Here is a 19212-nt window from a genome sequence, read left to right as displayed (position 1 = left end):
AATTCACCTCTTAATCAAAGTTAATTTCCATTTAAAAAGTTTAAAGCTGCTAATGTATACATTTTAGCCGTTTCAATCAAATCATCAATTTCACACCATTCGTTAACTTGATGGGGAACTTCCCTATCTCCAGCCCCTGTAACTACTACAGGAATATTCCTCCATGCTGTTAAAAAAGTCCCATCAGTTGCACCAGGCACCCCATTATAAATAGGTTCAGAGCCCATAACTTCTGTATAAGCTTTTGCAAGTGCCTTAACTATTGGTTCGTCAATGTCACACTCAACAACTGGTCTATTGTCAATAATCTCAAGTGTTGCATAAAACTTGTCATCACCAGAAGGATATTGCTCCATTAGTCTATCCAAAATTCCTTGAACCTGATTTACTAAGGCATCATGATTTTGACCAGGTACAGTCCTTATATCCAATGTCATATATGCATCAGTAGGTACTACATTAATCTGAGCCACTCCCTTTATAGGTGTTTGAATCGTCGTAGGTGTTATGCTTGGCCAACCTAAGTATTCATGTTTACCTAATCTATCCTTTTCTGCATTTTCAAGCTTTCTAAGTTCTGTTATTACTTTACCAACTCCCCAAACTGGATTATTACCCGTTAAAGGCATAGCTCCATGGGACATCTTTCCATTTATTGTAATACCAAGTCTTAAAGCACCTTTCTGTACAAGGCATAAATTTTTCTCTTCAGGCTCACAAATAATGCCTGCATCTACATCATCTGCCCAACCCTTTCTAATAAAATCTTTTATCCCAATCATTAGACCTTCTTCATCAACTGGAATACAAAGCTTTATTTTTCCTTTTAATGGCACATCTGAATCTTTTATAGCCTTTGTCGCATATATCATGGCACCAACATTTCCTTTGGTATCATTTGTTCCACGTCCAAACATTCTATCCTTGCCATCTACATTGACTATTTCTGCTCCAAATGGATTATAATCCCATTTTTCTATATCTCCAGCAGATACTACATCTGTATGACCTTCAAATAGAAGGGTTTTTCCTTCTTCACTTCCAGTAAATATAGCTATAACATTTGGTCTTCCAGGGACTACTTCGTCTAAATGAACTTCAAATCCCTCTTGTTCTAAAAATTCATAGATAAATTGTGCAACTTCTGCCTCATTTGCATTTTCTACTTCAGGATCATACACACTATTGATTCTAACTAGCTTCTGAATGAATTCTATCATTTCATCAGTCTTTAAGTTTTCTAATACAATAGAATTGTCCGCTATCACAGAACTGTTCATATTTATAATCCTCCCATGATTTTAATAGTAAATTAATTATTTGGATTTGATGTAATTAGCTAAAATAACTTTTTTCTTTCAATAAAATTAGATTAGTCATCATTTCATTTACAGGTGTTTGAATATCTAACTTTTTCCCTTCTCTTACAATAACACCGTTGATATTCATAATCTCCGTCTTTCTCCTATTAATTATATCTGCCAACATTGAAGATGTATTTCCAGATGTTGCTCTACATATCTCTTTACAATGCTCCGAATTTTCAAATCCTAATTTAATTTCTAATGCTTTTGCCACTTCAATGCCTTCACTTACTAATTTTTCTAACAATAATATACTTTCTTCATTTTCTAATAATTGTCCATTCTTCAATCCTGTTATTGCTGTTAATGGATTTATTCCAACGTTTATAAGTAGCTTGTCCCATATTAATCCCATTACATTTTCTGATATTTTTGCTGGTCCTAATTTTGGTAGATTTAATAGATTGCCTAGTTCTTTTATCCTGTTTGTAATTATATCATCTATCTCTCCTATGGTGGTTCCTCCATTACCTGCATGATTAATCTTGCCAGGCTCTATCATACTAGCACCATTTGAGCTAGTACCTGCAATTATCTGATTTATATCAACAACAGAATTAATTTTTTCTATATTCCCTAATCCGTTTTGTAATGTCAATACAATTGTGTTTTTATCAAATACAGCACTATTATGCTTTACTGCAATATCTGTTATAGTAGACTTTACAAATACTATAGCAAGATCAACCCTACCAACTTTCTTAGCATCTGTTGTAGCTTTTACATTTTTAATATATCTTTCTACACCATCTTCTACTATACATAAACCATTTTCATTTATTTTATTTACATGTTCTTCGAAAACATCAATAAAATATACTTCACTTCCAGCCTCTGCTAAAATTCCTCCATACAAACTTCCCATGGCTCCAGAGCCTATTATGGCTATCTTCATTTTAATCATCTCTCCATGTTTTTTGTTTATTCTATTTCAAATCCTTCTACACTTGCATTAAAACAGTATTCTTTTGATGGGAATGTGCCATCAATGCTTTCTTGATGAAATTTGTTTAGACCGTCTACCATTTCTTGTCTGATATGTGCAAAATGTTTTACAAATTTTGGTTTAAACTCTCCATACATATCTAATAGATCTTGTGTTACTAATACTTGGCAGTCCACATATGGTCCTGCTCCTATTCCTAATATTGGTATACTTACAGCTTCTTTTAGCGCTTTTGCTACTCCCTTTGGTACACATTCTACTACTATTGAAAATACTCCTGCTCTTTCCAATGTCTTTGCATCTTCTATTAGCTGTCTAGCTGCTTCTGGTGTTCCTCCCTGTACCTTGAATCCACCTACCATTCCTGCTGTTTGTGGTGTAAGTCCTATATGTCCCATTACTGGTATACCTGCCTTCACTATAGCTGCTATTGTATCTGCCATTTCTGTTCCACCTTCTAATTTTACACAATCACATCCTGTTTCTTTATATAGTCTATTTGCATTCTCAACAGCTTGTTCTTTACTAACATTATATGACCCAAATGGCATGTCCCCTACTATAAATGTATCTGGAGCCCCCTTCACCACTGGCTTTATATGATGTAACATATCTTCCATTGTAACCGAAGTTGTCCCATCATATCCTAACATTACCATTCCTAATGAATCACCAACAAGTATGACTTCACAATTACTATCATTTACGATAGTAGCAGTTGTATAATCATATGCTGTCACATAGGTAAACATCCTTCCCTCCTCTTTGTACTTTTTGAAATCCGTGACTGTCATCTTCTTCTTTCCTTCTGACATTTTACCACCCCTATTTTTATTATTATATCTTAAACAATACGACTCATAAGCATTGCTATTTGTAGTATTATTTGATGTTTCTTTGTTTTAAATCTTTTTGTTTCGTATTGCGGTACATTATATTGTAATACGGCATAATGTCATTATAACAATAATATTTTCTTAAGTCAATCTAATGTAGTTAAAATTATTAAAATAATTAGAATATTTTATCACATTTAACAAAATAAATTATCAATAAAATAAAAATAGATTAGAATGTAAATATATCTTTTCACTCTAACCTATCTTATTGATTATTATCTTAATATAATTTTATCTAGAAATCTTTTACACCTAAACTTTATATTTTATATTTTTAATATCTATTTAGTTTTTTCAAGAAAGTCCCTTGAGAATTTACTTATGCCAATCCTTTATTCTTCCAAAGCATATAAACTATAGGAACTGTTAATATTTCTGCAATAGGAACTGCTATCCAAATACTATTTCCTCCTAAAAACATTGGTAAAACTAGTAATAAGGGAAACAGTATAATCAGACTCCTACATAGTGATATAAGTACGGATTTCTTCCAATATCCTATAGACTGCATATAAGATGCCATAAGTATATTGATACCTGATACAAATAAAGCAGGGAAATAGTACATAGAAGCTTTGACGGCCACTCTAACCAGTTCAATATCATTATCTGCAAATATAGATACTGGAATCTCTGCATATTTAAATAGCAATAAATATGACACTATTCCAATTGTCGATGATATTCCTAAGCTGATTTTTAAAATCACCTTTATACTATTTTTTTCATTAGCTCCGTAGAAAAAACTTATCAATGGCTGTGAACCTTCTGCCATACCTAAAAATATTGATAAAACAATGAGAGCTATATACCCTACTATTCCAAATGCTGCAAAACCTAGAGCTCCCATATGTATTCCAATTGCAATATTAACACATAGAGCAGTTATACCTAATGCGAATTCCATAGTAAAAGATGGAATACCTTTTAATAGAATCTCACAAATAACTTGTAAGTTCATTTTTGTCTTCTCAATATATAAGTTCCCTTTTTTAAATATGAAATGTGGAAGCACTATCAGTATACTAAATACAGGGCCCAGACCAGTCGCTAGTGCTGCTCCACCTACACCCATTTTTAATGGCCCCATGAAATACCAATCAAGAAACACATTTGACAATGCTCCAACAATTTGAGCAAACATCACAAGTTTCGGCTTTGAATCATTTCTTAGCCATGTACACATAGCATAACTAAACATAAAAGTAGGACTAAATGCAAAAAGATATGTGGTATATTCTACTACCATATCCATTATATCAGGGGTAGATCCTAATATTTTTGCAATAGGGTATCTTAGTACTAAACTAAATATTGCTATAGATATAGATACTATAACTAAAAGTCTGGCAGATAAGTTGAAAATTCTCCTCCCCTCATTGTACTTCCCCATACCATTACTATTAGAAATCATTATACCTGCCCCCACAGATACAAGCATGCTTAATGCAATCAATATTTCTACAATAGGTACAGCAACTGTCACAGCGGCAAGTGGATCTCTTCCAAGCATTCTTGCTACGAATAACCCATCAACTACAATATATATTGAATTAAATAAAAGTCCTGCTATTCCAGGAATAATATAGGACAATAATAGTTTAAGTATGTTCTTAGATTGACTTTCCTTTTTATTAAGTAATGTTTCAGTATTTTTCATATACAACTCCCCCTTATAAATAAAAAAAATAGACCTGACGCAACCTCAGGCCTATCGATGCGATTTCTTATCTCTTTTAAAGAGTATTATCCTCCGGCGAGGACAATACTTAGAGATTTATTCAATTTACATAATTTCTGTATATAATAGCATAATAGAATATCTATGTCAATTTATTTTTATGCTATTTTTTAAATATAAAGATTTTGTACGAAAAATTTAGATTGTATCCTTTCTATTGCTTTTCATCTATTAGAATACTTTCCACAGCTTCATAGTTATATCCTTTATATGCTCTTTTAACTTCCTTTACTTGCTTAAGATCTGATTTAACTTTATCAACATTTGATTTCATTTTAATTGTATTATTACGATCTATCATCGATATATCATTTAATATGGCATTTATTTCGGTGACGATTCCCTTTAAAGATTTTATATTAGCATATTTTTCTATATTAATCTTTTCTAAATTATCTATGCCTTCCTCTGATTTTATATCATTATACAATGATAAGAAATCCCTGTCTAAGATATCTATCTCTTCCATTAATTTTTCTTTTTGAATTAATATTTTACTTAAATTATCTATATTATCGTTTTCTATTGTGCTTGCTTGAGTTGTAGTTAATTTTAAAATTTGAATTAATATATCCTTCTTTTTCAAAGAAAGTTCTATCATTTTTTTTACATTATCATAAGTCATTTGCACACCTACTTAGCTTGATAAACTTTTTGTTTTATTTGTTTTATAACCTCTTTCCAAGTATCTCTCATATCATTTACTACGGTAAGTGCTTCCTCTATTGCCTTACTATCTTTATTTATATTTGCATCTACTAATTTAGTTAAAACAAAATCGTATAACTTTCTAAGTCCTTTGGATACATCATAGTTCATATCTAGAGAATAGTTTAATTCTAATATAATGTCCTGTGCCCTCAGTAATGAGGAATGTGCCTTTTCCATGTCCTTATTCTCTATGCTATATTTCCCAATATTCATAAATTTAATAGCACCCTCATATAGCATCAATGTAAGTTCCTCTGGAGTAGCCGTCAGGACAGCGTTCTGCTTATATTGGTTTAATGCTTGATATGTCATTTTATTCTCCCCTTATTTATCGCATTAACTGTTGTGTCAGCCAATTGCTTTGGCTATTCATCTGATGTAACATTTTTTCCATATTTGCAAACTTAGCGTAATATGATTCTTCTTTTCTGTATAACATTACGTTTAAATCATCTATTTTTCTATTCATTTCTGATACTTCTTTATCTAAATCTGATATACTTGATTTTTTAGTTACAAAATCTATAAGGATATTGGACTTCACTGACCTAAATAATTCTGCATCTTCACCTGGACCTGATTTATCTATAATGGATTTCATTCCATCAATTAAATTATCATATACTCTTGTGAAAATGCCTCCATTAGCATTCCTATATTTCTTATCTTCAATTTCATACTTACGTAAATCTTCTTGATATTTTTTAAACTCTTCATCATATAGGGCCATTTTCTCAGCAAATTCATCATCTGGTTCCCCTTCACCTTGTACCGGTTTCTCTGGAACTGGTGGTCTACCTGCCATTGCCGGAGGTTCTTTGAATAATAATTCCATTACTCCCTCTGGATCTTTTTCAATTGCTTCTCTAAGTTTCTCCTTATCTATTTGAAGTTTTCCACCAGTAGTACCTCTCGCATATTTTTCAGTACTTATACCTATTTGTGTAATATGGTTAAAAGAGCCTTCAACATTTTCTACTGTTTTATATATATCAGTTCTTGCATTTTGAAGTGCTCTTTGAATGGTTGCATCACTATTTAACATTCCTGATTTAGCTTTTTCTTCCCATAGCTTAGCATCATCTTCATGCATAGCCTTTTTCTCTTCTTGAGATAAAGGATGATAACTTGAATATCTTTTCTCATTTAATGATTTAGATGCCTTGTCCACTAATTCATTATAATCATTGATAAACTTTTGAATTTTTTCCATTATACCATCAACATTTGTATCTACTTTGATGGTAGTAGTGCCTTGTGCTTTAAGTTCAATATTTAGACCATTGAAAGTTATATTGTTATCAGAGTAATTAAATTTTTGTCCATTAAAATCGATTTGTGAATTTATACCTTGTGCCGTTTTTTCAGAAAAACAGCTTAAAAATTCGCTACTTGATGAAGTAAGATTAATTGTTGCAGTCTCTCCTGTTTTAGTAGTTTGTAAAAATAGTACTCCTTCCTTACTACTATCTATTTCAAAAAAAGCCGTAACTCCTTGCTTAGCATTATTTATTGCCTTAGCCACATCGCTCATGGTAACACCATTTTCATTTTTAACTACAATATCTTCTCCACCTGTACCTAAGTTAATAGTAATTTCATTGTCAAATTTTTTACTCTCAGCTACCTTTGCACTATTTAGTTTTGCATTGGTAGCTAATTTATCAACTGTAATTGTATAACTTCCATTAACAGCCTTGCTTGTACTAGACACAGTTGCTGCTGTTTCATCTGACGACGTTGCCTTCCTTATATAATCTAAATTTGAATATGAATTACCAAGAGCTATACCTGTACTAGTGACTTTGGTCAGTCCCATATCCTTTCTAGTATTCAATATAAAGTTTGCAAACATCTTATTCATACTAGTATATGCTTCTTGTCTCCAAAGAGCCATTTGCCTGCTCTGCTCATATCTACTAACTTTTAGCCTTTCTACTTTCATCATACTTTGAACCATAGCATCTGTATCCATACCTGATGCTAACCCTGATATTCTTAAATTACTCATAAAATCACCGCCTATATTTTTTTATCTACTATAATTCCTGCAACTTCCCAAATTGCTGCAACCATATCTAGTATCTTTTCTGGTGGAAGTTCTCTAATCACTTCATCTGTTGTTACATCTATGACCTTTACCATTATCTCTTTAGTTGCTTCATGTATTGAAAATTCAAATCTTCTATCGTAAGCAACAAAGTCCTTATTTGCTTTTTGTATTATATCTATAACTTCTTCTTGTGAAAATTTTTTATCCTCTTTATATCTTTGTTCCTCACTTTGTCTTGCCTGTTTTGGTATTTTAATTTCTCCATTCCCTGATGTGACAGTATTGGTTTGAGCTTGGCTAATCCTTGAATTTGTTGAGATATTTGCCATAGTACTAACCTGCATCTATATTACCTCCCCTTAATAATCTCCTACACATTATATCGACTAATATCTCATATTCTTTAATAATATGAGTTAATTTTTTACATATATATCCTTCTTAGTCTATAAATTATTGTTATCATTGTTTTTTGGGGTATAATATTGTTACCTTATAAGAGAGGGGGAAATTTTTGAAAAAAAATATGAATTTAGGAATAGGCATGAGAACTATTAAAACAGGTTGGCAGTTTCAATAAGTATTATGATTTGTTCTCTATTTGAATCTAAAAGTCCTATATTTGCAGGCATAGGGGCAATTATGGCAATGCAAGCCTCGGTTTCTGAATCCTTTACAATGGGAAAAAATCGAATGCTAGGTACATTTGTAGGTGCTATTATTGGATTGCTATTTTCTCTAGCATTTCCACAAAATCCTTTTTTTATTGGAATTGGTGTTATAATTGTTATCCATTTATGTTATATTATGAGATGGAATAAGGCATTACAATTATCAGCTATAGTTTTTATGGGTATCGCATTGAATCCAATACTAGAAGCTAGATTTTCATATGCATTGTTTAGAATAATAGATACTTTCATAGGAATCATTGTAGGAATGATAATAAACTATTTTATTTCTGCCCCAAATATGGAGAAAAGAATAAGAGGTTCTATAAATACTCTTTATAATGAATGTAAGAAAATAATCTATACCATAATATGGAAACAAGGAGAAGTAGACCTAAGAGAACTTAGATCAGATATAACGTTATTGGCGGAAAACTATGAGGCACTTAGTAATGACATTGATCTTAACTTATTTAGAAATAAAGATTCAAATTCATATAATAAAATATTATCTATTGCAGATTCTATAGAGACTAATATTTCTTTATTATCAAAGATGGATAAAATCCCATATATCGATGGGAAAAATCAAAAACTGTTAAAGGAATTATTCGATAAAACTTTAGATCCCAAAGAAGGTTTAATTAAAGAAGATATAGATATTGTATATAATTATCATCTAAATCAAAGCTTAAATCTACTTCTCGAGATAAAAAGCTTTTTAGAAGAACATCCCTTAGAAAATAAATAACTTGTGCTTTGTAAGCACAAGTTATTTATTAGTCTTAACTATTAGAAGTCACTATCATCTATACTATCTAGCCACCCATTAATAGGTTCTACTACTCTTTTTATTGTTCCATCTACAAAAGGATTTTCTAGGTTAGCTAGTTTAACTAACTCTAGGAAAGGTAAACTTCCTCCTGCTCTACAAAGTCTTATATAATCTTCCCACGCTTTCTCTTTGTCTTCCCTAGTCTTGATCCAGAATTGGAATGCACATACTTGTGCTAAAGTATAGTCTATATAATAGAATGGACTACTGAATATATGTCCCTGTCTAAACCAATATCCACCATTGTCTAAGAAAGTATTATCTCCATAATCTCTAAATGGAAGGTATTTCTTTTCAATATCTCTCCACTTAAGCTTCCTCTCTTCTGGTGTAGCAGTTGGATTCTCATATACATAATGTTGGAACTCATCTACAGTTACTCCATAAGGTATAAAATTAATTGCACCAGCTAAGTGACTAAACTTATATTTTTCTACCTCATCTTGGAAGAAAAGTTCCATCCATGGCCAAGTAATAAACTCCATACTCATTGAATGAATCTCACAAGCCTCTAATGTTGGGAAGCCATATTCGGGCAACTCAAATCCCATACTTAAATAGGATTGAAAAGCATGACCTGCTTCATGAGTTAATACATCAATGTCTCCAGATGTTCCATTAAAGTTAGAGAATATAAAAGGTGATTTATATTCTGGTATAATAGTACAATATCCGCCAGCCATCTTTCCTTTTTTACTAACTAGGTCTAATAGCTCTCTTTCTATCATAAATGTAAAAAATTCATCAGTTTCTGGAGATAGTTCTCTATACATTTTCTTTCCATTTTCAAGAATCCAATCAGGGTCTCCCTTTGGAGTCGCATTTCCAGTTAAATATTCCAAAGGCTCATCATAATGTTTCATTTCTTTAAGTCCAAGTCTTCTTCTCTGTCTATCTTTTAATTCAGCAACTACTGGAACCAAATCCTCATATACTTGTTTCCTATAATTAGCAACCATATTCGCATCATAATCTGATCTGCCAAGTTTTTTATATCCCATTTCTACATAGCTAGCAAATCCTAAAGTCTTAGCCATCTTATCTCTAACTTTAACTAGTTCGTCATAAATTCTATCAAGTTCTTCTTCGTTTTCCTTAAAGAATCCAGTCGTAACTTCAGATGCTTTTTTTCTCATATCTCTGTCCTTTGATTCCATAAAGGGTCTCATCTGACTTAGATTTCTTATTTCACCTTCAAAATTTAATTTAGCTGAAGCAATTAATTTATCATATTCTGTTACAAGTTTATTTTCCTTAATTAAATCTTCAATTATCTCCTCTGAAAAAGTTTGTAATTGCAGTTCTGCAAGAGTAAATACTTGCTTTCCCCATGCTTTTTCTAATTCTTTTCTAAACTTAGAGTTAACAAGTTCCTTATAAAATTTAGACACTAAATTTTCAAACTTCGGTCTGTTTTCATCAATGAAATCATTTTCTTCAGCATAGAATTCGTCCTCAGTATCGATTGAATGTCTAATACTCACTAAAGTAGCCATGCTATCTACATGATTTCTTACTTTATTTATTTCTTTCATTACTTCATTTTGCTCTTCAAAAGATTTTGCCTCACTGAATCTTTTTAAAATCTCATCAAACTCCTCAGTAATCTTAGATAAATCTGGTCTCTCATACTTATAATCTTTAAATTTTAGCACATTAACCCTCCATTCTAATTGGTTCTTATTTTCAATAATATCAGATTTTTCCATTAATTAATAGATTAAATATTTATTTTTGTTTATTATCTCTAAAATGCCTAATAATATTAATGTATATTATAGTAGTATAAAAATAATGTGGTATAATATGGTATGATATTTTATAAACTAATCAATATTTAATTGGAGTGTGATGATGTTGTCAGACCATTTATTTTGGGAATTTATTATTTTATTTATTCTTATTGGACTTTCTGCTTTTTTCTCTGCATCTGAAACAGCCCTCGTTTCCTTAAGTAAAATTAGATTAAGACGTATGGTTGAAGATAATGAAAAAAATGCAAAATTAATTAGCAATCTTGTTGAAAATCCAAATAAATTATTAGGGGCTATTTTAATAGGGAATAATGTTGTTAATATTGGAGCATCTGCAATAGCTACATCAATAGCTATAGACTTATACGGCAGTAAAGGTACTTTAATTTCTACAATTGTTATGACTATTTTGATATTGGTCTTTGGTGAAGTAACACCTAAATCGCTAGCTGCACAAAATTCAGAAAAAACATCTGTTAAAGTAGCTAGACCTATTAGCTTTGTAACTATAGTCTTTAAGCCTCTTATTTCTATTTTAACTTTTGTAACTAATGGTATAGTTAGACTATTAGGTGGTACTAAAACAGGAACACAGCCTCTAATTACAGAGGATGAACTAAAGACCATAGTAAATGTAAGCCATGAAGAAGGAGTTCTAGAGGGTGAAGAAAGACAAATGATTTATAATGTTTTTGAATTTGGCGACTCTCATGCTAAAGACGTAATGACACCTAGAACCAATATGGCTGTTGTAAATATAAATTCTACATACAGTGAATTGCTAGAGTTTTTAAAAGAAGAAAACTTCTCTAGGATTCCGGTATATGACGAAGATATAGATGATATCGTTGGTATAATGCATGTAAAAGACCTTATACTTTATGTTGACAACAAGGACAATTTCAAGTTAAAGGATATAATAAGACCTGCTTATTATACCTATGAATTTAAATCAACTGCTGAACTTTTCGATGAAATGAGATTAAATAGAATTCCCGTAGCTATTATCTTAGACGAATATGGTGGTACTGTTGGAATGGTTACTACAGAAGACCTTGTTGAAGAAATAGTTGGTGAAATCAAGGATGAATATGATGAAGAACACGAAGATATCGAAGTGATTAAAGAGGACGAATACCTAGTAGATGGCAGTACAAAGCTTGACCTCCTAAATGAAATGATAGGAACTAATATAGAATCTGAAGATTTTGATTCCATAGGTGGATTCGTAATAGGTATATTAGATCGTTTCCCTGAAGAAAATGAAATAATTGAATATGAAAACCTTAAATTTATAATCGAAAAAATAGAAAAAAATAGAATTGAAAAGATGAGGATACTTACTTAACAGTCATATTTTTATTAGTAATTTAATAGAAATAATAGGAATATTTTTACCTCCCATTTAATACAAATTAAATAATAAGATACAAGAACAAGCCTTTAATTTTTATATCATTTTGATTCTCTATTCTTGTATCTCTAAATATAAGCCCAACTAGTAATTGGGCTTTTTTTATAATAAAAATTAAGGGGGAATAGCTATGAAAAAAATATTTGTATTGTTTCTAGTGGCTATACTAGTGATTAGCTTAACTGGCTGCGGAACTAAAACTACATCAGGTAAAACCGATTATAAAATTGGTATAGTGACTGGCACTGTATCTCAAGGGGAAGAAGAGTTTCGTGCAGGTGAAAGAATGGTCGCGAAATATGGTGATATGATTAAACACATTACTTATCCTGACAAGTTTGCTCAAGAACAGGAAACTACCATTGCTCAAGTTGCTTCATTGGCAGCTGATCCAGCTGTAAAAGCTATAGTTTTCGTTCAAGCAGTTGAAGGAGCTGCACCAGCTATAGATAAAGTTAGAGAAACTAGACCAGATATATTATTTATCTTAGGTGTACCTCATGAAAATCCTGATACAATAGCTTCTCGTGGAGATATCTTACTTGAACTTGACCAGCTTCAACGTGGGAAATCTGTGATTCATAAAGCTAAAGAAATGGGAGCTAAGACATTTATACATTACTCATTCCCAAGACATATGTCTATGGAATTGTTAGCAGCTAGAAGGGATATATTCAAAGAAACTTGTGCTGATCTAGGCATTCAGTTTGTTGAAGTAGACGCTCCAGATCCACTTTCAGATGCAGGTGTGCCAGGTGCACAACTATTTATATTAGAAGATGTTCCAAGACAAGTAGATAAATACGGTAAAGATACTGCATTCTTCAGTACAAACTGCTCTATGCAGGAGCCTTTAATTAAACAAGCTCTTGAAACAGGTGCAATCTATCCTGAACAATGCTGTCCATCCCCATATCATGCTTATCCTGGTGCTTTAGGTATTGAAATTCCTTCCGATAAAGCAGGAGATTTAGATTATCTATCAGAACAAATCTCTGCTAAGATAGCTGAAAAAGGTGGTACTGGAAGATTTGGTACTTGGAATAGACCAGCAAACGTAGCTATAATTGAAGCCGGTGTAGAATACGCTAAAGCATACGCTGAAGGTAAAATAGAAAAATTCGATAAAGATGCTATGGTTCAGTATATGAAAGAAGTAACTGGAGATAAGAATAATGAAGTTAAATTCTCAGAGCTTAATGAAGATACTCCAAACTTCTTGTTATTTGTACTAGGATCTCAAATATTCTAATAAACTAAATATAAGGGGTCGTTTCGACGACTCCCTTCTCTTTAAGTAAAGGAGGTTATAAAGTGGATTTACTCCAAATGAAAAATATATCAAAGACTTACTCTGGAAATCAAGTACTTAAAAATGTTTCTCTGACTATTAAAGAAGGTGAAATTCATGGTTTGGTAGGAGAAAACGGCGCAGGCAAATCAACCCTAATGAATATATTATTTGGTATGCCCGTTATACACTCTACCGGAGGATTTGAAGGTGAAATTCTCTTTGATGGAAAAACATGCAACCCAAAATCTCCAACAGAAGCTATGGAAATGGGTATTGGAATGGTACATCAAGAATTCATGCTTATTCCTGGATTTACTATTACGGAAAATATAAAGTTAAATCGTGAAAACACTAAACCTACAACACTATCTAAAGTCTTAGGACCAAAACTAGAAAAACTCAATTTCACCAAGATGAAAGAAGATGCTAAAAATGCTTTAAATAAATTAAATATGACTGTAGATGAATACCTTCCAGTAGCAGGACTACCCGTTGGCTATATGCAGTTTATTGAAATTGCTAGGGAAATAGATAAATCAAATCTAAAACTCCTAATACTAGATGAGCCAACTGCTGTACTTACAGAATCTGAAGCTGATCAATTTCTAGATGTCATACAGAATCTATCAAATATGGGTATAGCTATTTTGTTCATCACTCACAGATTAGATGAAATCAAACAGGTCACAGATTCTATCACTATTTTAAGAGATGGTTCCTTAGTTAAATCTATACCGACTTCTGAGATTAATATTATTGAAATGGCAAAACTTATGGTAGGAAGGGAAATAACTTCTACCATATCGGATAAAAAGGATATTGACTCTGATACCTCACCATATTTAGAGTTAAAAGATTTATATGTAGATATGCCTGGTGAAAGAGTTAAAGGCGTTAACCTTCAAATAAGAAAAGGTGAAATTCTAGGCCTTGGAGGATTGGCTGGACAAGGTAAAATTGGTATAGCCAATGGAATCATGGGACTCTATCCAACTAAGGGGAGTATATTGAAAGATGGTAAAGAAATGCCATTAAATAATCCAAGGGAAATGCTAAATAACGCTGTGGCTTTTCTCTCTGAGGATAGAAAAGGTGTTGGGCTTTTATTAGATGAACCGATTGATTTTAATATTGCATTTACATCCCTTGAAATTCAAGAAAAGTTTATCAATAAAATTGGCCCTTTTAAAATAGTTGATAGCAAATCAATTAAATTTCATGCAGAAAAAATGATAAAGGATTTAGATATTAGATGTACAGGATCTAATCAATATACGAGATTTTTATCTGGTGGAAACCAGCAAAAGGTATGTATAGCTAGAGCTCTTACTCTAAATCCAGATATTTTACTGGTATCAGAGCCTACCCGCGGTATAGATATAGGAGCTAAAAAACTGGTTCTAGATACTTTAGTTAAGCTAAATCAAGAGCTCAATATGACCATAATAATCACTTCCAGTGAATTAGCTGAGCTAAGGCAGGTATCTGATAGAATAGCCATCATTTCAGAAGGTAAAGTTCATGCAATCCTTCCACCAGATGCATCAGATCAGGCCTTTGGTCTAGCCATGGCTGGAGAAGATATAGATAAGGTGGTGAGTTAAATGGACTTTAAGAAAATATACAGAAAAATTGGATTTCCTAGATTGATAATTTCAGCATTTTTAATCGTCTTATTAATTGCAGCAGCTATATTAGATATTCCACTATCAGGGATATGGCAAGACATATTCACAAGATTTGGTATGAATGTAATTTTAGTACTAGCCATGGTTCCTTCTATACAATCAGGTATCGGTATTAACTTTAACCTTCCCCTTGGAGTTATATTTGGGCTTATTGGTGCCTTAGTCAGTATTGAGCTGGGGCTTACTGGATTTGCCAGTTTCGCCGTATCTTTGGCTATTGCAATTCCATTGGCAACTATAGCAGGATATCTATATGGCCTAATGCTCAATAAAGTAAAAGGACAGGAAATGACTGTAGGTAATTATTTTGGTTACTCAATAGTGTCCTTTATGTGTATATTTTGGCTTGTTGCCCCATTTAAAAACGAGAGTTTAATTTGGGCAATGGGTGGATCAGGACTTCGTGTTACACTTTCCTTAGAATCCTCAATGGGAGGAGTATTAGATAGATTTTTATCCTTTTCTCTTGGTAAAATAAAGTTTCCTACAGGTTTAATCCTTATATTTATAATTCTCGCAGCAGTCGTATGGATATTTTCAAAAAGTAAAAAGGGTACTGCCATGAGAGTTGCTGGAAGCTCAGAAGCCTTTGCAACCTCAAATGGAGTAAATGTAGATAAGCAAAGAATTTTAGGTATTATGCTATCTACTGTATTGGCTGCTATTGGTATCATAGTATACAGTCAGTCCTTTGGTTTCTTACAATTATATAATGCACCTCTTTATGTAGCACTTCCAGCAGCTGCTTCTATATTGATAGGTGGTGCAACTCTGCAAAAAGCAAAAATAATTCATGTGATAATCGGTACTTTCTTGTTTCAAGGTTTATTAGTTGTAGCACTTCCTGTAATCAATATTTTATCTGAAGGAAGTATGGCTGAAATAATAAGAATAATAATCAGTAATGGTATTATTATCTATGCACTAACTAGAAAGGCAGGTGATGCAGCATGATAGTTCCAATAGTATTCATGGCTATATGCGTAGTTGGCTTTTTCTTATCTGGTTTGCCACTTAACTTTCTTTTTAATGAAATGATTTTTAGACTATCAAGAAATCTGATATTAGTAATGTCACTTATAATTCCAGTTATAACTGGAATGGGACTGAACTTCGGTATAGTTCTAGGGGCCATGGCTGGACAAATTGGTCTTATCTTTATAATGAATTATGGTATAGGAGGAATAGGTGGATTTTTAATTGCAATATTAGTATCTACTCCTGTAGCTATAATCCTTGGTTACCTAGTTGGAAAAGTACTAAACAAAGCTAAAGGAAAAGAAATGATAACTTCCATGATTTTAGGATTCTTCGCCAATGGGATATATCAATTAATATTTATAGTACTTGCTGGTAAAGTCATACCTATTAGTAATAAAAATATACTTATGCCCACAGGTGTGGGACTTAGAAACACCATAGACTTAAATATTATTAGAAAATCTCTAGATAATTTATTCTTTAAAGACATCACCTCTTACCCTATTGTTACATTGATAGTAACTGCCTTATTATTTTTTGCTCTTTACTTTTTCCTAAAAACTAAATTAGGTCAGGAAATGAGAGCTGTAGGGCAAAATATGCATATATCCAGTGTTTCCGGTATCAATGTAGATAAAACTAGAATTATTGCAATAATAATCTCAACAGTACTGGCTGCTTGGGGACAAATAGTATATCTTCAAAATATGGGTACATTAAATACCTTTAGCAATCATGAGCAGGTAGGTCTTTTTGCGGTTGCATCCCTTCTAATAGGTGGTGCATCAGTAAATAAAGCATCTTGGCGGGAAGCTCTAATAGGCACCTTCCTATTCCATCTACTGTTTATAATTTCTCCACTAGCTGGTCAAAATCTAATGGGAAATGCCCAAATAGGTGAATACTTTAGGGTATTTATTGCATACGGTGTTATAGGTCTTGCACTTCTACTTCATGCTTGGGAACAAAATAAAGCAAGAACACAATTATCTGATATATAATAAATTGTGTTGATTTAAAATTCCGAATTAATTGAAAAAATCCTCTTTTTGTAAAAGAGGATTTTTTTCTGTGCAATCTCTTATATAATAGTATATAATATACTTTAATGAAGAATTATTCGTAATATATTTTGGGGGGAATTATGCAAGATTTAACTTATAAGCAAATACAAAAAATTGATAAGTCTGCAACTAAAAAGTTGTTAAAATATATATCTAAGGAAATACAGGATGAGAGTATTTTAGATAAACTTGAATTTTTTTATCCTGATTTTGGTGAACAAAAACATACTTTAGCTTTCAATGTCTGGATAAGCATCGACTTCATGGGGAAAGATGGGAAAACCTTTATTGAGAAATTTCTTGAAGAAAAATCAGGAGTATTAACAGAGCAAGAAAAAGATATTCTAATTGAACGTAACAAATCAAATATATCTCTCTTTGAAGTCCTTGACATTGATGGAGAATTTATCAAAGTCGTTGATTTACTTCAAAATAAAAGTTATAAATTATGGGAACCAGAATTAGCACATACTATATCCATTGGAGATTTTGCTCTTGCTAGAGTTGGAAATCTACTAGGATATTTTACTTTTGTAGGGGATATTAGTTATTTACCTTCTTCTATTAAATCCATGTTCCTTGAAGAAGTATTTATTGATTTTAATCGTTTGAGATTAAATTTCCAAACACTTACTATGAAAGAGTACCTAAAGAAATATAGCATAAACTTATATAAAATCTATACAAATTGCATCTTTGAGGCAATGGAAATGGATGAAGATATTGTTTCAGTTTTATATGACGAATTAGACGAGTTCGAAGCATATCTGGGACTTAAAGTGTCTAAATCCATAGTAAAGAGATATATCGCAAATTTAATAGATTTTTTTGAATACTATCTAGCAGATGAAGATTTAACTTTATATGATCTTGATCAAGTAGATTTTCATTATTTCTTTAAGGATGCCATAAAAGAAGGATTTATAGTATCTCAAGAAGACCTTAATTCTTATATAGCAACTTTTAAAAATTATTTGGGATTTTTAAGTAATAAAGACTCAGATTATAAAGAGGTATATAAAGAACTATTAAATATCAGTAAAACTAGATTTGACTTTATGAATCAGTTAAAGCTAGTTAAATCACCCTTTGTAATAGACAAGGAACTATCAAATATTGTATCAGACTTTCTAAATGAAGATGCAATATCTCTTATTATGGATTATGATAAATTTATGCTATATGTATTAGATAAACCCTTAGATTTAACAGAAAAAAATAAATACATAAAAAGAAAGAATCTTTTAGAAATGAATAAAATATTAGAACTTTCTAATCATGTAGATAAAGATTCACCTAATCAAAAGGATTTCCCTATAATCCATATGTTTTATAAGCTTTCTCTTAATCTAGGATTACTTTCAATAAACGGCAATAAATTATCTGTTTCTAATAAGGGAACTAATTATTTGAGATTAAGAGATGAAGATAAATATGCATTATTTTTTCAACATATTTGGAAAAGTGAATTTATATCTGAACTTTGCGATATAGAAAATATAAATATATTGGAAAAATCCAAGAAGGATTTAATGTTATCTCTATCTTCCCTAAGTGAAAATACAAATTATGAAATTGGGAGCATTTTACCAAAATTCTCAAATAATCTTAAGTTTTTCTTTGCATCTTATATATACTTACAATATCTAGGAATTATTAAATGCAATTTATATCCAAATTATGAAATCAAATTGACTTCTTTGGGAAAGACTGTTTTAAACTTTTTAGAATCAAGAAATAATAGAAAACATGAGTGTAGTGTGATAAATCTAGAATCCTTTAAAAAAAGCAGATAAA

Annotated in this window: 16 protein-coding genes; 7 read left to right on the top strand and 9 right to left on the bottom strand. The window is 31.6% G+C overall.

The genetic code is table 11. The features are described 5' to 3' along the window. Positions 1 to 20: 20 nt before the first annotated feature. The 8 genes from CIW83_RS17410 to CIW83_RS17375 all read right to left on the bottom strand — a co-directional run bounded on the left by CIW83_RS17410 (position 21) and on the right by CIW83_RS17375 (position 8058). Positions 21 to 1280, bottom strand: a complete 1260-nt coding sequence (locus CIW83_RS17410) for a M20 family metallopeptidase (RefSeq protein WP_094903572.1) — start codon at positions 1278 to 1280, stop codon at positions 21 to 23. A gap of 55 nt (positions 1281 to 1335) precedes the next feature. Beyond that, a complete protein-coding gene (locus CIW83_RS17405; protein WP_094903570.1) occupies positions 1336 to 2259 on the bottom strand; it encodes a ketopantoate reductase family protein in 924 nt (307 codons plus the stop codon). Between the two features lie 26 nt (positions 2260 to 2285). After that, positions 2286 to 3125: a 3-methyl-2-oxobutanoate hydroxymethyltransferase gene (gene panB / locus CIW83_RS17400; protein ID WP_094903568.1), complete on the bottom strand. Its 840-nt coding sequence runs from the start codon at positions 3123 to 3125 to the stop codon at positions 2286 to 2288. 403 nt (positions 3126 to 3528) lie between these two features. Continuing rightward, positions 3529 to 4869, bottom strand: coding sequence for an MATE family efflux transporter (locus CIW83_RS17395; protein ID WP_094903566.1), 1341 nt, complete (start codon positions 4867 to 4869; stop codon positions 3529 to 3531). Positions 4870 to 5104: 235 nt separating this feature from the next. Next, positions 5105 to 5575 (bottom strand): flagellar export chaperone FlgN, encoded by a 471-nt coding sequence (gene flgN / locus CIW83_RS17390; RefSeq protein WP_094903564.1) that lies wholly within the window; start codon positions 5573 to 5575, stop codon positions 5105 to 5107. Positions 5576 to 5583: 8 nt separating this feature from the next. Further along, positions 5584 to 5973, bottom strand: coding sequence for a flagellar export chaperone FliS (gene fliS, locus CIW83_RS17385; protein WP_094903561.1), 390 nt, complete (start codon positions 5971 to 5973; stop codon positions 5584 to 5586). 16 nt (positions 5974 to 5989) lie between these two features. Beyond that, positions 5990 to 7672, bottom strand: a complete 1683-nt coding sequence (gene fliD, locus CIW83_RS17380; RefSeq protein WP_094903559.1) for a flagellar filament capping protein FliD — start codon at positions 7670 to 7672, stop codon at positions 5990 to 5992. 11 nt (positions 7673 to 7683) lie between these two features. Further along, entirely contained in the window at positions 7684 to 8058 is a 375-nt protein-coding gene (locus tag CIW83_RS17375; RefSeq protein WP_094903557.1) for a flagellar protein FlaG, read from the bottom strand. 220 nt (positions 8059 to 8278) lie between these two features. Here CIW83_RS17375 and CIW83_RS17370 point away from each other — a divergent pair, with 220 nt between their 5' ends. After that, entirely contained in the window at positions 8279 to 9136 is an 858-nt protein-coding gene (locus tag CIW83_RS17370; RefSeq protein WP_143598585.1) for an aromatic acid exporter family protein, read from the top strand. Between the two features lie 41 nt (positions 9137 to 9177). Here the strand turns inward: CIW83_RS17370 and CIW83_RS17365 are convergent, their stop codons facing one another. Next, positions 9178 to 10875 carry a M3 family oligoendopeptidase gene (locus tag CIW83_RS17365; protein WP_235601395.1) on the bottom strand — a complete coding sequence of 566 codons (1698 nt, stop codon included), beginning with the start codon at positions 10873 to 10875 and terminating at the stop codon, positions 9178 to 9180. Positions 10876 to 11074: 199 nt separating this feature from the next. Here CIW83_RS17365 and CIW83_RS17360 point away from each other — a divergent pair, with 199 nt between their 5' ends. From CIW83_RS17360 to CIW83_RS17335, 6 genes are all read left to right on the top strand, one after another. After that, positions 11075 to 12322, top strand: coding sequence for an HlyC/CorC family transporter (locus CIW83_RS17360; protein WP_201259998.1), 1248 nt, complete (start codon positions 11075 to 11077; stop codon positions 12320 to 12322). Positions 12323 to 12518: 196 nt separating this feature from the next. After that, a complete protein-coding gene (locus tag CIW83_RS17355; protein WP_094903549.1) occupies positions 12519 to 13640 on the top strand; it encodes a DUF3798 domain-containing protein in 1122 nt (373 codons plus the stop codon). A 62-nt stretch (positions 13641 to 13702) separates the two neighbouring features. After that, a complete protein-coding gene (locus CIW83_RS17350) occupies positions 13703 to 15286 on the top strand; it encodes a sugar ABC transporter ATP-binding protein (protein WP_369819408.1) in 1584 nt (527 codons plus the stop codon). Continuing rightward, positions 15287 to 16324, top strand: coding sequence for an ABC transporter (locus CIW83_RS17345; RefSeq protein WP_094903547.1), 1038 nt, complete (start codon positions 15287 to 15289; stop codon positions 16322 to 16324). Continuing rightward, positions 16321 to 17352, top strand: a complete 1032-nt coding sequence (locus CIW83_RS17340) for an ABC transporter permease (RefSeq protein ID WP_094903545.1) — start codon at positions 16321 to 16323, stop codon at positions 17350 to 17352. Before CIW83_RS17345 ends, CIW83_RS17340 begins: the two co-directional genes overlap by 4 nt. A 143-nt stretch (positions 17353 to 17495) precedes the next feature. Beyond that, positions 17496 to 19211 carry a hypothetical protein gene (locus CIW83_RS17335; RefSeq protein ID WP_094903542.1) on the top strand — a complete coding sequence of 572 codons (1716 nt, stop codon included), beginning with the start codon at positions 17496 to 17498 and terminating at the stop codon, positions 19209 to 19211. The last annotated feature ends 1 nt before the right edge of the window (position 19212 follow it).

Source organism: Tissierella sp. P1 (assembly GCF_002266425.1).
Lineage (GTDB): Bacteria > Bacillota > Clostridia > Tissierellales > Tissierellaceae > Tissierella > Tissierella carlieri.
The sequence above is the reverse complement of the archived record's forward strand: the minus strand, read 5'-3'. Positions and strand labels throughout refer to the sequence as shown.